Origin of the sequence: Sulfitobacter sp. W002 (assembly GCF_025142135.1) — a bacterium.
Classification (GTDB): domain Bacteria; phylum Pseudomonadota; class Alphaproteobacteria; order Rhodobacterales; family Rhodobacteraceae; genus Sulfitobacter; species Sulfitobacter profundi.
In genome coordinates, this window is record NZ_CP081126.1 from 1,756,581 (window position 1) to 1,769,735 (window position 13,155).

The 13,155-nt window shown below is 63.2% G+C and carries 13 protein-coding genes and 1 tRNA gene; 5 read left to right on the forward strand and 9 right to left on the reverse strand.

Features of this window, described 5'->3' with window-relative positions:
- Window positions 1-5: 5 nt before the first annotated feature.
- The 3 genes from K3758_RS08655 to K3758_RS08665 are packed head-to-tail and all read right to left on the reverse strand — an operon-like array spanning window position 6 to window position 2,256.
- Window positions 6-665 carry a uracil-DNA glycosylase gene (locus K3758_RS08655; protein ID WP_259943973.1) on the reverse strand — a complete coding sequence of 220 codons (660 nt, stop codon included), beginning with the start codon at window positions 663-665 and terminating at the stop codon, window positions 6-8.
- Window positions 662-1,678 carry an anthranilate phosphoribosyltransferase gene (gene trpD / locus K3758_RS08660; protein ID WP_259943975.1) on the reverse strand — a complete coding sequence of 339 codons (1,017 nt, stop codon included), beginning with the start codon at window positions 1,676-1,678 and terminating at the stop codon, window positions 662-664. The genes K3758_RS08655 and trpD overlap by 4 nt, the downstream gene beginning before the upstream one ends.
- On the reverse strand, window positions 1,675-2,256 hold the full coding sequence (locus K3758_RS08665) for an aminodeoxychorismate/anthranilate synthase component II (protein WP_132443498.1): 582 nt from the start codon (window positions 2,254-2,256) through the stop codon (window positions 1,675-1,677). The genes trpD and K3758_RS08665 overlap by 4 nt, the downstream gene beginning before the upstream one ends.
- Before the next feature lie 166 nt (window positions 2,257-2,422).
- Here K3758_RS08665 and K3758_RS08670 point away from each other — a divergent pair, with 166 nt between their 5' ends.
- The gene (locus tag K3758_RS08670; RefSeq protein ID WP_259943978.1) at window positions 2,423-3,988 is read left to right on the forward strand and encodes a polysaccharide deacteylase family 2 protein; all 1,566 of its coding nucleotides are present in this window, start codon (window positions 2,423-2,425) and stop codon (window positions 3,986-3,988) included.
- 24 nt (window positions 3,989-4,012) lie between these two features.
- Here K3758_RS08670 and K3758_RS08675 read toward each other — a convergent pair whose 3' ends face one another.
- The 6 genes from K3758_RS08675 to fabI are packed head-to-tail and all read right to left on the reverse strand — an operon-like array spanning window position 4,013 to window position 11,079.
- Window positions 4,013-5,053 carry a succinylglutamate desuccinylase/aspartoacylase family protein gene (locus tag K3758_RS08675; RefSeq protein WP_067935596.1) on the reverse strand — a complete coding sequence of 347 codons (1,041 nt, stop codon included), beginning with the start codon at window positions 5,051-5,053 and terminating at the stop codon, window positions 4,013-4,015.
- Between the two features lie 2 nt (window positions 5,054-5,055).
- Window positions 5,056-6,567: an anthranilate synthase component I gene (trpE, locus tag K3758_RS08680; protein WP_259943985.1), complete on the reverse strand. Its 1,512-nt coding sequence runs from the start codon at window positions 6,565-6,567 to the stop codon at window positions 5,056-5,058.
- A gap of 12 nt (window positions 6,568-6,579) precedes the next feature.
- Window positions 6,580-8,424 (reverse strand): peptidyl-prolyl cis-trans isomerase, encoded by a 1,845-nt coding sequence (locus K3758_RS08685; protein ID WP_259943987.1) that lies wholly within the window; start codon window positions 8,422-8,424, stop codon window positions 6,580-6,582.
- A 30-nt stretch (window positions 8,425-8,454) separates the two neighbouring features.
- The gene (locus K3758_RS08690) at window positions 8,455-9,636 is read right to left on the reverse strand and encodes an aminotransferase (protein WP_259943990.1); all 1,182 of its coding nucleotides are present in this window, start codon (window positions 9,634-9,636) and stop codon (window positions 8,455-8,457) included.
- Window positions 9,637-9,684: 48 nt separating this feature from the next.
- Complete coding sequence (gpt, locus tag K3758_RS08695) at window positions 9,685-10,218, reverse strand: xanthine phosphoribosyltransferase (RefSeq protein WP_067629419.1); 534 nt, start codon at window positions 10,216-10,218, stop codon at window positions 9,685-9,687.
- A gap of 54 nt (window positions 10,219-10,272) precedes the next feature.
- Window positions 10,273-11,079, reverse strand: a complete 807-nt coding sequence (gene fabI, locus K3758_RS08700; RefSeq protein WP_067629420.1) for an enoyl-ACP reductase FabI — start codon at window positions 11,077-11,079, stop codon at window positions 10,273-10,275.
- A 238-nt stretch (window positions 11,080-11,317) separates the two neighbouring features.
- On the opposite strand from fabI, the gene pdxH reads away from it, so the two are divergent.
- From pdxH to K3758_RS08720, 4 genes are all read left to right on the forward strand, one after another.
- A complete protein-coding gene (gene pdxH, locus K3758_RS08705) occupies window positions 11,318-11,923 on the forward strand; it encodes a pyridoxamine 5'-phosphate oxidase (protein WP_259943996.1) in 606 nt (201 codons plus the stop codon).
- A gap of 20 nt (window positions 11,924-11,943) precedes the next feature.
- Window positions 11,944-12,492 (forward strand): cold shock domain-containing protein, encoded by a 549-nt coding sequence (locus K3758_RS08710; protein WP_205570849.1) that lies wholly within the window; start codon window positions 11,944-11,946, stop codon window positions 12,490-12,492.
- A complete protein-coding gene (locus K3758_RS08715; protein WP_259943997.1) occupies window positions 12,468-12,974 on the forward strand; it encodes a DUF192 domain-containing protein in 507 nt (168 codons plus the stop codon). The genes K3758_RS08710 and K3758_RS08715 overlap by 25 nt, the downstream gene beginning before the upstream one ends.
- Before the next feature lie 77 nt (window positions 12,975-13,051).
- Window positions 13,052-13,128 (forward strand) — tRNA-Pro (locus tag K3758_RS08720).
- Window positions 13,129-13,155: the final 27 nt, after the last annotated feature.

Consider the following 13,155-nt stretch of genomic DNA (forward strand, 5'->3'; position numbering starts at 1 on the left):
CATCCTCACGGCTTTGTCCAATGTATGCCGGGCTTGCCTTGGCCCTGCAACCAGTCATTCACCCGGCTGAAGGGGCGCGAGCCAAAGAAGCCGCGCCGGGCGGAAAGCGGCGAAGGGTGCGGTGTCTCGATCTTGAGGTTTTGCGCCGGGTCAACCTGCGCCGCGGCCTTCTGCGCATGGGCGCCCCAGAGCAAATAGGCGCGGGGGCGATCCGAGAGGCGGTCCAGCACCTGAGCGATCAGCGTTTGCCAACCGAGTTTCGCATGGCCATTCGCACAGCCTGCCGGAACGGTCAGCACGTTGTTCAACAACAAGACGCCTTGATCGGCCCAGAACCGCAGATCGGGGTCTTCAGGCGGTGCACCAAGATCGTCGTGTAACTCTTTGAAGATATTGGCGAGAGATCGTGGTATCGGGCGTACGTGAGGCTCGGCTGAGAAGGCATAGCCGTGGGCATGGCCGGGCGTGGGATAGGGGTCTTGGCCGAGGATCACCACCTCTACCGCTGCGGGTTGAAGGTGTTCAAGTGCTGCGAATATCTTGGGCGCGGGCGGCAATATCTCACGCGGCTCGGCTGCAAGCTGTTCGGCGATGTGCGGCCAGTCCTCAGCGAAAAAGGGCAGTTCGGCCCATTCGCCAAGCGCGCTGAGGCTTGGCGGTGTCATTTCAACTGGCTGATCTGCGCCACTTTTTCGATCCGGTCACGCGCTGCGCCGCTGTCGATGCTTTCACGGGCCATTTCGACGCCGGTTTTCAAATCGGGGGCCACATCCGCCACGACCAAGGCGGAGGCCGCGTTGAGCAACACAGCGTCGCGGTAACCCGATGGAACGCCGTCTAGCAACGCTTTGAAATGTTTGGTGTTCTCGGTAGGTTCACCCCCGGCGATGGCCTCGAAGGGATGGACCGGCAGGCCCGCGTCTTCGGGGTGCAAGTCGCGCAAGTTAACCACGCCGTTTTCCAGTGCGGCGACCCAGCTAACGCCGGTGATGGTCAGCTCATCCGTGCCATCGGACCCGTGCACGAGCCACGCTTTTTCAGAGCCGAGTTGTTTCAGCGTCAGCGCCATCGGTTCAATCAGATCGCGGCTGTAGGCACCGGTAAGCTGGCGTTTGACTCCTGCGGGATTGGTGAGCGGGCCGAGGATGTTAAAGATCGTGCGGGTGCCAAGCTCGGACCTTGTGGGCATGACATGGGCGACGGCGGGGTGATGCATGGGGGCCATCATGAAACCGATGCCCGCCTCGGCCAATTCACGCTCAACCACCGCAGGGCCGACCATGACGTTGATGCCAAGCTGCGACAGCGCGTCGGAAGCGCCGGATTTCGAGCTGAGGTTGCGGTTGCCATGTTTGGCCACCACCGCACCTGCGCCCGCAGCCACGAAGGCGGCGGCGGTTGAGATGTTCAGCGTCCCCTTGCCATCGCCGCCCGTGCCGACGATGTCGATTGCCCCTTCGGGCGCGCGCACGGCATTGCATTTGCTGCGCATGACCTGTGCGGCGGCGGCATATTCGGTGACCGTTTCGCCGCGCGTGCGCAGGGCCATGAGAAAGCCACCGATCTGGCTTGGCGTGGCTTCGCCTTCGAAGAGGATTTCAAAGGCTTCGACAGCCTGATCCGAGGTGAGCGGCCCGTTGGCAGCGGCGTCAAGCAAGGGTTTCAGCGCGCTACTCATGCCGGGACCTTCATCTCATTCAGGAAGTTTTGCAGCAGGGCGTGGCCATGCTCGGACCGGATCGATTCTGGATGGAATTGCACGCCGTGCAGGGGCAAGTCGCGGTGTTGCAGACCCATGATCGTGCCGTCTTCGAGTGCTGCGGTGATCTCAAGACACTCCGGTAGGCTTGCGCGTTCCACCACCAGCGAGTGATAGCGCGTGGCCCCAAAGGGCGAGGGCAGCCCGGCAAAGACACCGCGCCCCTCATGTTGCATCTGGCCCAGCTTGCCGTGCACGATGTCATCGGCACGCACGACCTTGCCGCCAAAGGCTTGGCCAAGGGTCTGATGGCCCAGGCAGACGCCCAAGAGCGGCACCCGCGCTTCGGCAGCGGCATGGGTCAGCTCTAGGCATATCCCCGCTTGGTCAGGGTCACAGGGGCCGGGGGACAGCAAGATACCGGCGGGGTTCATGGCCATCGCTTCGTCCACACTGAGCGCGTCGTTGCGGTGCACCTGCACATCCGCCCCGAGGCTGCCCAGATAGTGGACCAAGTTATAGGTAAAGCTGTCGTAGTTATCGATGAGCAGCAGCACAGGCAGGCATTTCTTTGTATTAGGACTGGAGAAACCGCGCCGGAGCGCGGTATAGGTTTTGGCATACATGTTCAGGCTTGAACCCCATCGTCAAGAGTTTGGGGCAAGCCAATTGAGGGGAACGCCGGGCTTTCTGGCCATGGCGCAGACAGCAGGAGTAGCGCAGATGGCACGCGGAGTTCTGAGCGGGCTGATTTGGGGGGGTGTGACGTGCATCGGTGTGGCCGGTGCGGTGTCGTTGATGATGCCCTTGCCCTTGCCACCGCAGGTGGGCGATGCGCCCGGCTCTGGTCCCGCCCCGGCGCGGATCAATGTGACCGATGCAGGTGAGCAGGGGCGCAGCCGCGATTCTGCGCCTGTGTTGAATGCCCCCGCGCCGCGTGCCGATGTGCCTGAGCAAGACAGCCTAGCCGCGCTTGACCCCGACACGCAGACGTCGGCCAGCCTGCCAGAGACCGGCAGCGCTGAGGGGCTCAGCACCCCCGCGGCACCGGAGGGGCAAACCCCGATGTCTCCGGGCGCGGAAGAACCGGTGTTGCCCAATCCGCAGGCCGTGGCCCCCGATGCGCCGCAGGCCGCCGACGAGCTTTCGATCAGCACCGAACCCGCGCAGCCGCCTGCACCGGATGTGGCCGATATCGAAGGGGCGTTTGACGCGCCTGAGGGCATGGAAGCGCCGGAGGTCGAGGAAGACGAGGCGATCACCCTGCCAGCGGAAGAGGTCGCCGTTGAAGAGGATGCGGTGCCGGAACCGGCACCGGAGAGTGTTATCGTCGAAACTCCGCCTGTCGTTGATGCCGAGGAAGATGCGCCTACACCCGAGGCTGCTCCTCAACCCACCGCAGCAGACACCCCCGCGCCGGTGGAAGAGCCGCAGTCTGCAGAAGCCGCGCCAGAAACTGGCGATACGGAGAGCGATGGCCGACCGAACATCGGCACACCCGCAGTCACTTTGGCAGACCGTGATACGGGGGTGGTGATCAACCGCCCCGGTGCGACACCCGCGGCAGAGCCCGCCGAGGCTGACGAGATTGTGAACGACGATCCGCGCCCCGTGGTGGTCAACAGCCTTGCTCGTGACCAGCCCGAGGGCAAGCCGCTGATGAGTGTGGTCTTGATCGACGATGGCACTTCGGTCACCGCGGGCAGCGCCGGGCTGGCCGCGCTGCGCAGCTTTCCTTATCCGCTGAGCTTTGCGGTCGACAGCGGCCTCTCGGACGCGGCCGAGCGGGTGGAAACCTATCGCGAGGCCGGGTTTGAGGTCTTGGCGCTGGTCGATCTGCCGCAGGGCGCACAGCCAAGCGACGCCGAGACCGCCTTTGCCGCCACGCTCGACCGGATCGGGCCCGTGGTCGGTGTGCTGGAAGGGACCCAGAGCGGCTTTCAAGGCAGCCGGGCGCTGGCCGATCAAGTGACGGATATCCTTGCGCAGTCTGGCCACGGGCTGGTGACGCAGGACAAAGGGCTGAACACCATGCCGAAACTGGCGCGGAAGGCCGGGGTGCCTGCGGATCCGGTGTTTCGCGATTTCGACAGCAAGGACCAGACCGCACGGGTGATCCGCCGCTTCCTCGATCAAGCGGCGTTCAAGGCCGGGCAAGAGGGGGCGGTGATCATGCTGGGCCGTCTGCGGCCCGATACCGTTTCGGCGCTGCTGCTTTGGGGCTTGCAGGACCGGGCCAGCGATGTGGCCTTGGTCCCGATTTCGGCAGTGCTGCTGCGCGAGGAGTGACCCCGCGCAGGGTATGGCCCTGATTTAGATGATCTCGTCTTCGTCGAAAAGCGGGTCTTCTTCCAACTGGTTGACCAGTTCATCCACCGTCGCCTCTGCCGCGCGGGGGCTGAGCTTGGCGAGGTGAAAGACCGCGTCGCCTTCGTTGACGATCGGCAGAATGGCACGCCCAATAAGAATGCCCGGCGCATCGGCCAGCAGTTCGGCCTCTTCTTTGCCAAAGGGGTCTGACACGATGGCAAGCAGATCGCCTTCGGCCACCGTCTCACCCTCGGCACGGAAGGTGCGCAGCAGGCCGCCCGCAGGCGCACGAAGCCAGTGGGAGGCGGTGCAGATATAGGGCGCACTGCGGGCGCTGGCGATGCCCTTGGCGGGCAGCATGTCTTGTCCGCGCATGACCCGCAGGATGCCCGCAAGCCCGGCACGAACGGCCATCTCGTCAAAGCGCAGCCCTTCGCCCGCTTCATAAAGCAGAATCGGCGTGCCTTCGCGCGCCGCGACCGCGCGCAACGACCCATCGCGCAGCGGCGAGGTCAGCACCACCGGCGCGCCGAAATCCATCGCCATCTTATGGGTCACCTTGTCCGCGGGCGAAACGCGCACCTGCGGCAGGTTCGTGCGGTGGATCGCCGCCGAATGCAGATCGACACCAAAGTCGCAGCGCAGCACCACCTCTTGCAGGAAAATATGCGCCAGCCGTGCGCCGAGGCTGCCCGAAGGCGAGCCGGGGAAACAACGGTTCAGGTCGCGGCGGTCGGGCAGGTAGCGTGAGCGGTTGAGAAAACCGAAAGAGTTCACCACCGGCACCACGATCAGCGTGCCACGCAGGGCAGAGAGTTGCGGCGCGCGCAGCAGACGGCGGGTGATCTCAACGCCGATGACCTCATCCCCATGCACGGCGGCAGAGACGAACATCGTCGGCCCCGGACGTTTGCCGTGATAGATCTCGAGCGACAGATGCACCGGCGTGTGATCCGGCAGGATTGAGACGGGCAGGTCGACCGCAAGGCTGCTGCCGGGGGCAACGGAATGCCCCGCAATCTGAAAGGGGGCACGGTTCGGCATGGTCAGTTGTTCCCTTTACCGCCAAAGCGCGCGGCATCGGCTGCGGCACGGCGGATCGCGCCGGATTTATGCACCGTCTCCATGAACTCGGCCTCTGGATCGCTGTCATAGACAACGCCGCCCCCGGCTTGGATGTAGAGCGTCTCGTCCTTCACCACCGCCGTGCGCAGGGCGATGCACATGTCCATGTCGCCGCCCGCGCTGAAATAGCCCACGCCACCGCCATAGACGCCACGCTTTTCGGGCTCCAACTCGTCGATGATCTCCATCGCGCGGACCTTGGGCGCGCCCGAAACGGTGCCTGCGGGCATCCCAGCAAAGAAGGCATCAAGCGCATCTTTGCCCTCTTTTAACTCACCGACCACGTTGGAGACGATGTGCATGACGTGGCTGTAGCGCTCGACAATGAACTCTTCGGTGGGGCGCACGGTGCCGATTTTGGCGACCCGGCCCACATCGTTGCGGCCCAAATCGAGCAGCATGAGGTGTTCGGCCAGTTCTTTTGGATCGCTTAGCAGATCGGCCTCCAACGCGCGGTCTTCCTCCGGCGTGGCGCCGCGCTTGCGGGTGCCCGCGATCGGGCGAATGGTGACTTCGTTGCCAAAGACCCGCACGAGGATCTCTGGGCTCGCGCCGACCACATGGAAGCCGCCGAAGTTGAAATAGAACATGAAGGGCGAGGGGTTGGTGCGCCGCAGGCTGCGGTAAAGCGCGAAGGGGGGCTGGGTAAACCCTTGGGCCCAACGCTGGCTTGGCACCACCTGAAAGATATCGCCCGCCTTGATGTAATCGCGCGCCTTTTCGACGGCGGCCTTGTACCCGTCGTGGGTGAAATTGCTCACCGACTCCGGCGCGTCTTCGGCCTCTCCCAAATCGCGGGAGGTCTGCGGCATGGCGCGTTCCAGATCACGCACCGCGTCCATCACACGCTCGGCGGCTTGGGCATAGGCGGCGCGCGCGGTCTGGACTTCGGACACCCAAGCGGGGGAGACGATGGTGACTTCGCCCTTCACCCCATCCAGCACGGCCACGACCGAGGGGCGCATCATCACCGCATCAGGCAGGCCCAGAGGGTCAGGATTCACATTGGGCAGATGTTCCACCAACCGGATCATGTCATAGCCGAGATAGCCAAAGAGACCGGCGGCGGCTTGGGGCAGATCATCGGGCAGGGTGATGCGCGATTCCGCGATGACATCGCGCAGACGGTCCAGCGGATCGCCGGGCATGTCCTCAAAGGCATCCGCATCATAGCGCGCCGCACGGTTCAGGGCTGCGGTCTCACCCTGGCAACGCCAGATCAGGTCGGGCTTCATGCCGATGATGGAATAGCGTCCGCGCACGTCGCCGCCTGTGACAGACTCCAGCACAAAAGCATTCTCCGCCGCGCCCGTCAGTTTGAGCATCAGCGACACCGGCGTGTCGAGGTCCGCGGCAAGGCGGGTGTAGACAATCTGGTTTTCGCCCGCTTCATAAGCGCGGGCGAAAGTGTCGAAATCCGGGGTCAGGGCCATCAAATTTGCCTATCAGGGAAAGTTCACATGCACGGCACTGACCGCGCGCTGGTCGATCTGGGGATCGGCATCGCGCATCACTGCATTGCTGTAGATATCGAAAAGACCTTGGGCCAGCGCCTGATCCAACTGCTGTGACAGGCGGGTCATCAGCGCTTGGGTCTGGTCGTCTTCGCCCGCGGGGGTCACGGCATCAAGGCGCAGCACCACGACGCTGTCCCCTGCGGGCAGGACCGCGACGCCACCCTCGTCGAGGTCAAAGACCTGATCCATAAAATCGTCGGGCGTGCCGTCGACATAGGAACTGCGGGTCAGGCCTTCGCCAAGCTGCGGCGTGAGACCGGCGGCCTCAAAACCGTCCGCTTCGGCCAATGTGCCGGTCAGGCTCTCGGCCTTGGCGGTCAGCGCCTCTACGATCTGGGCATTGCGCCACGCGGTCTCAACCGCATCGCGGGCCTGCTCGAAAGGTTCGGGGCGCTCTGGCTTGGTCTCATCAAGGCGCATGGCGAAAACGCCGCCGTCTTCCAACTGGTCGATCTGCGGGAACGCATCGGCGCTCAGGCTCGCTGCGGCTTCGCGGAAGGCGCCATAGGCGGCGATGCCTTCGCTGCTTTCTTGGGTCCAGTCGATGGTGCCGAGGTTCATCTTGGTTTCCTCGGCCAGATCTTCGAGCGTGGCCCCTCCGGCGAGACGGTCGTCGATCTCCTGTGCGCGGGCTTCGACGGCGCGGGTCGCGCGGGAAATGGCGAGGGTTTCTTCCAGCACCTCACGGGCCTCTTCGAAAGGCACGTTCTGCGCAGGCAAAACCGCGTTCACGCGGAAGAGGGCCGGCCCAAGCGAAGTGGGGAGGGGACCGACGATGTCGCCGCTCTGGGCCCCAAACACCGCATCACCGGCGGCGTCGAGATCGGATTTGGCCACGTCGCCCATATCCACATCCGCCAGAGCCAAGCCGCGTTCTTCGACCAGCGCCTCAAAGGTGGTGCCGTCAACTTCGAGCGCTGCTGCGGCCTCCGTGGCGGCCTCTTCGTTGGCAAAGACCAGACGCTCGACCAATCGACGCTCGGGCTGGTCGTATTCATCGCTGCGGGCGTCATATTCGGCGCGCAGCTCTTCTTCGGGCACCTCAACCTCGTCCAGCAGGTCTTCGGGGCGGAGCCATGCATAGGTGATGCTTTTGCTGGCGGGCAGCATGAAGTCATCGGTGTTGGCGTCGTAATAGGCCTGAAGCTCTTCGGCTGTCGGTGCGGCCACGGGGGTGTCGAGGTCACTCTCGCTGAGGCGGGCCCAAGTAAAGCTACGCTGTTCGGCGACGTAGTCGACCAACGTGCGGGCATAGGTGTCGGGCATGGAGACACCGCCCAGAACCGCACGCTGCAACAGGTCGCGCGCAGCTTCTTCGCGGATCGAACGCTCGAACTCGGCCTCGCTCATGCCGCTTTGCTGAAGGGCGAAACGATAGCCTTCGCGGTCAAAATTGCCATCGATCCCTTGGAACGCCGAAATGGCCACGATCTCATCGCGCAGGGTGGCATCGCCGATGGAGAGGCCCATTTCGTCGGCTTCGTGATCCAGCGCGCGGTTGCGGACGATCCGTTGCAGAACGGCGCGGTCCAGACCCATCTCTTGGGCGCGGGCAAAGGACAGGCTCTCGCCGGTTTGTGCTTCAATCGCGCGGATTTCCTGCTGCAATTGGCGGGCGTATTGATCGACCGAGATCGACTTGTCCCCGACCGTGCCAATGCTGCGCAGATTGCCACTGAGATTGATCGCGCCAAAGCCGCCTAGACCTAAGATAAGCAGGCCCATCAAGGCCCAAACGGCGGTTTTCGAAAAGCTGAAGCCTTTTTTGGCCATGACACGGTCCCTCGTTGATTTCGGACCTGTCTATGCGTTGCGTGGCAGGGCTGCAAGCCTGTCGAAAAGCACTTCGAGACCGGCGGTGTCGAGGTTTGCAAAGGCGATGCGCAACTGGCTTTCACCGCGCGCGTCTCCCTCGGGCTGGAACATGGTGCCGGGCAGGCAAAGCACGCCTGCATCGCGCACCAATTGCGGGGCCAGTTCTGCCGAGGAGAGGTTAAAGGGATGTCGCAAATAGGCGAAATAGCCACCCAGCCCGAGCAATTCCCAACCCAGCGGTTCGATCTTGGGCATCAGCGCGGAAATCGCGGCGCGGCGTGCGAGGATCTCTTCGCGTTCGCCGGCGAGCCACGGGCCAAGGTTTTGCATCCCCCAGAGCGCGCCATGCTGGCCGATCTGCGCCGGGCAAATGGCCACGGTATCGAGAAACTTCTCAACCTCTGCCAGCCGCGCCTTGCTGGCGATCAGCGCGCCGACGCGGTGGCCGGTCAGGCGGTAGGCTTTGGAGAAGGAATAGAGGTGGATCAGCGTGTCGTGCCAGTCGGGGTCGCGGAACAGCGCATGCGGCGGGCCGGGGCGGCTGTGAAAATCGCGGTAGGTCTCGTCGAGGATCAGCGCGATGCCGTGACGGCGCGCGAGGTCGAAGAATTCCTGCACGAGGGCGGCGGGATACTCCACGCCGCCGGGGTTGTTGGGGGTGACCAGCGCGATGGCGCGGGTGCGCGGGGTGATGGCGGCTGCGACCTTGTTGGGGTCGGGCAGCATGTCGGCTTCGACGGGCAGCGGCACGGCGGTGACCCCGCTCATGTCGAGCCACATTTTGTGGTTGAAGTACCAAGGCGTCGGGATGATCACCTCATCGCCTTCACCGCAGAGTGTGGCAATGGCGGCGGCAAAGGCTTGGTTGCACCCGGATGTGATGCAGACCTGTTCGTCGGTCACCACGCCCCCGTATTTCTCTGCCGTTTGCCGTGCCAGTTCGGCGCGCAGTTCCGGCAGGCCCAGCACGGGGCCGTAGAGATGCGCCTCATCGTTGTTCAGCGTGACCTCGGCCATCGCCCGGCGCAGCCCCTCTGGAGGCGGATCGACGGGGGCGGCTTGGCTCACGTTGATCAGCGGGCGGTCATCGGTGAATGTCACGCCATCCAGCCAGCGCCGCGCCTCCATCACCGGAGGGAAGAAAGTGGTGGCGGTGCGCGAAAGCGGCATAGGTGTATCCGGTCAGGTAAGGGGCAGGGGAAGGTGGCGCAGAGCCCCTCAGTCCTTGCCGCGGTAGGGCTCGACATATTGCAGCGCCATGTCCCACGGGAAGAAGATCCACGTGTCTTGGCTGACGCCGGTGATGAAAGTATCGACCTGCGGCTCGCCCTCGGGCTTGGCATAGACGGTGGCGAAATGAGCGTTGGGGTAAAGCTCGCGCACCAGTTCGATGGTCTTGCCGCTGTCGACCAGATCATCGACGATCAGGATGCCGGTGCCATCACCCATCATCTCAGCGTCGGGGGATTTCAGGACCTTGGCCTCGCGCCGTTGGTCGGCGGCGCCGCCGCCCGAATGGTAGGACATGACCGAGATCGTATCGACGGTGCGGATATCCAACTCACGCGCGACGATCATCGCGGGGGCCATGCCGCCGCGGGTGATCGCCACCACGGCACGCCACGCGCCATCGTCGGGACCAAGACCATCGAGCCGCCACGCCAGCGCACGGCTGTCGCGGTGGATCTGATCCCAGGAGATGTGAAAGCCCTTTTCATGGGGCAGGCGCGAGGCGTCCTTGGATTTGGTCATGATGGTCCTTTGCAGCAGCTGGCGCGGGCACCCGCGCGAATTAATTTGGGCGGCTTATTCCTTGGACATGTCGGGCGCGTCAACCGCCTTCATGCCGACAACGTGATAGCCCGCGTCGACATGCAGGTTCTCTCCCGTGGTGCCGCTGCCCAGATCCGACAGCAGGAAGAGGGCGGCCTTGCCGACATCCTCGGTCGTGACATTGCGGCGCAGGGGGGAGTTGTACTCGTTCCATTTCATGATGTAGCGGAAATCACCGATGCCGGAGGCCGCCAGCGTCTTGATCGGCCCCGCCGAGATCGCGTTGACGCGAATGCCGTCCTTGCCCAGATCTTCGGCAAGGTATTTAACGCTCGCCTCCAACGCGGCCTTGGCCACACCCATCACATTATAATGCGGCATCACCTTTTCGGCGCCGTAGTAGGTCAGCGTCAGGGCGCTGGCACCGGGCGACATCATCTTTTCCGCGCGCTGCATCACGGCGGTGAAGGAATATACCGAGATATCCATCGACATGGCGAAGTTACCACGGCTGGTATCAACATAGCGGCCCCGTAGTTCACCCTTGTCGGAAAAGCCGATGGCGTGAACGATGAAATCAAGCCCGTCCCAGCGTTCTTTCAGCCCATCAAACATCGCGTCGATCGACGCCTCGTCGCCCACGTCGCAGGGCAGAACGATGTCGCTGCCAAGCTGCTCGGCTAAAGGCCCCACACGTTTCTTGAGCGCGTCACCTTGGTAGGAAAAGGCAAGTTCCGCCCCCGCATCGGCCAGCGCTTTGGCCACGCCCCATGCGATGGATTTGTCATTCGCCAGACCCATGATGAGCCCGCGCTTGCCCCGCATCAATTCGTTTCCCATTCCGCCGCCTTGTCTATGTTCCGTTTAGGTTGTCTTGGTCTAGGCGATTGCAGCGCGGCCATCAAGACTGCACAGGCGGCTTCACCCCCGTGATTTGCCATAAGATCGGCGGCTAACTGACGGAAATCGGGTAAGGTTGTCCTTTGAGTTGCCGATCGTTAACAAATGTCTTAGCGAATAAGTCAGACTCCGGCGAAGAACCGGTTACGGGCTCGAACACTCTAAGAGGGGATGCCGAATGGAAACGCGGACTGGTATATTTGCGGGGGACGATCCCTTTGCGATTGCGCAGCGTTGGCTTTCCGAAGCAGAGACGAGCGAGCCGAATGACCCCAACGCCATCGCGCTGAGCACGGTAGATTCGCAAGGGCTGCCAAACGCCCGCATGGTGCTGTTGAAAGAGATCGAACCGGACGCCTTTGTCTTTTACACCAATTACGAAAGCCAAAAGGCCCAGGAACTGGATGGCGCGGGCAAGGCGGCTTTTGTCATGCATTGGAAATCATTGCGCCGTCAGGTGCGGGTGCGCGGGCTGATCAGCCGCGAAGACGGGCCAAAGGCCGATGACTACTACGCATCGCGCTCGCTCAAGAGCCGCTTGGGGGCTTGGGCCTCGCGCCAATCGCAGCCTCTTTCAGGGCGCGGGGCGTTGATGGCCGAAGTCGCCAAAGTGACCGCGCAGCAGGGGGTGAACCCCACACGTCCGCCGTTCTGGGGCGGCTACCGGATCACCCCGCTGGAAATCGAATTCTGGGCAGATGTCGAATTCCGCCTGCATGACCGTTTTCAATGGCGCCGCGCGGATGCCGCAGCGCCCTGGGCCGTCACACGGCTCAATCCTTGATAGGACGGCACGGATTAGCGATGAAAGATGTGTCTGATACCCAACCGGCAGAAACGCCGGGACTAAACGATCCCCTTGAGGGCGTGGTCAAATGGTTCGATCCGCTCAAAGGCTTCGGCTTTGTCGTGGCCGACGCGGGCGGGGCCGACATATTGCTGCACGTCAATGTCCTGCGCAATTTCGGCCAAAGCTCTGTCGCTGATGGGGCCCGGGTGACGGTGCGGGTGCAGCAGACCGATCGCGGCGCGCAGGCGGTCGAGGTGCTCGCCGTCACGCCCCCCAGTGAGCCGCCCGCCGCCGTGGTCGAATTCGCAGGATTTGACCCCGATCAACTTGCCGCTGCCGAGTTCGAGCCCGCCCGTGTGAAATGGTTCGACAAGGCCAAGGGTTTTGGGTTTGCAAATGTCTTTGGCTGCGCGGAAGATGTGTTTCTGCATATCGATGTACTGCGCCAATCCGGACTTTGTGATTTGCAACCGGGCGAAGCGCTTGCCATGCGGGTGATTGTTGGCGATCGGGGCCATCTGGCGGCGGAGGTAAGTTCATGGGACGCGGTGATAGACGGCTGAATGTACGACATCTGACAGGGCAAATTGCAGGGGCGGCGCTAGCCAGCCTGCTGCTGACCGGTGCGGCGCTGGCCGAGGTCTGTCGCGCCGATAGCGTGAGCCTGCGGGGCGACTGGGGCAAGGCGCGGTTCTCCGTCGAAGTGGCGGATGACACGGCGGAACGCGCCAAGGGGCTGATGCACCGGCGCTCTCTGCCGCTGAGTGCGGGGATGCTCTTTATCTATGAGACCCCCCAACCGCTGAGCTTTTGGATGCGCAACACGCTGATCCCACTCGACCTGCTGTTCATCGACGATCGGGGCGTGGTGCAGAAAATTCACCACTCCGCCATACCACTGGATGAGACACCGATTCCGGGCGGGGATGATCTGCTGTCGGTCTTGGAGATTAACGGCGGTCTGGCGAAACGTCTGGGCATCACCGGAGGCAGCGAAATCCGCCATCCGGCCTTTGCTGGGAACACCCCGGCCTGGCCTTGCTAAAGACTTCGTCGTTTTTCTGAGTTTAAGGTCAATCGGGGCTTTTCAATCGGCGGGCTTATGGCTAAAGAAGCCCCAGTCGGAGCGTGGCGCAGCCTGGTAGCGCACCTGTTTTGGGTACAGGGGGTCGGAGGTTCGAATCCTCTCGCTCCGACCACTTTCTTCCAGTCTTGAGATTATCTCA

Excerpts from the sequence above, each read along its gene's own strand:
- K3758_RS08655 (WP_259943973.1), bottom strand. The coding sequence starts at position 665 with ATGACACCGCCAAGCCTCAGCGCGCTTGGCGAATGGGCCGAACTGCCC.
- trpD (WP_259943975.1), bottom strand. The coding sequence starts at position 1,678 with ATGAGTAGCGCGCTGAAACCCTTGCTTGACGCCGCTGCCAACGGGCCG.
- K3758_RS08670 (WP_259943978.1), top strand. The coding sequence starts at position 2,423 with ATGGCACGCGGAGTTCTGAGCGGGCTGATTTGGGGGGGTGTGACGTGC.
- K3758_RS08675 (WP_067935596.1), bottom strand. The coding sequence starts at position 5,053 with ATGCCGAACCGTGCCCCCTTTCAGATTGCGGGGCATTCCGTTGCCCCC.
- trpE (WP_259943985.1), bottom strand. The coding sequence starts at position 6,567 with ATGGCCCTGACCCCGGATTTCGACACTTTCGCCCGCGCTTATGAAGCG.
- K3758_RS08685 (WP_259943987.1), bottom strand. The coding sequence starts at position 8,424 with ATGGCCAAAAAAGGCTTCAGCTTTTCGAAAACCGCCGTTTGGGCCTTG.
- K3758_RS08690 (WP_259943990.1), bottom strand. The coding sequence starts at position 9,636 with ATGCCGCTTTCGCGCACCGCCACCACTTTCTTCCCTCCGGTGATGGAG.
- gpt (WP_067629419.1), bottom strand. The coding sequence starts at position 10,218 with ATGACCAAATCCAAGGACGCCTCGCGCCTGCCCCATGAAAAGGGCTTT.
- fabI (WP_067629420.1), bottom strand. The coding sequence starts at position 11,079 with ATGGGAAACGAATTGATGCGGGGCAAGCGCGGGCTCATCATGGGTCTG.
- pdxH (WP_259943996.1), top strand. The coding sequence starts at position 11,318 with ATGGAAACGCGGACTGGTATATTTGCGGGGGACGATCCCTTTGCGATT.
- K3758_RS08710 (WP_205570849.1), top strand. The coding sequence starts at position 11,944 with ATGAAAGATGTGTCTGATACCCAACCGGCAGAAACGCCGGGACTAAAC.
- K3758_RS08715 (WP_259943997.1), top strand. The coding sequence starts at position 12,468 with ATGGGACGCGGTGATAGACGGCTGAATGTACGACATCTGACAGGGCAA.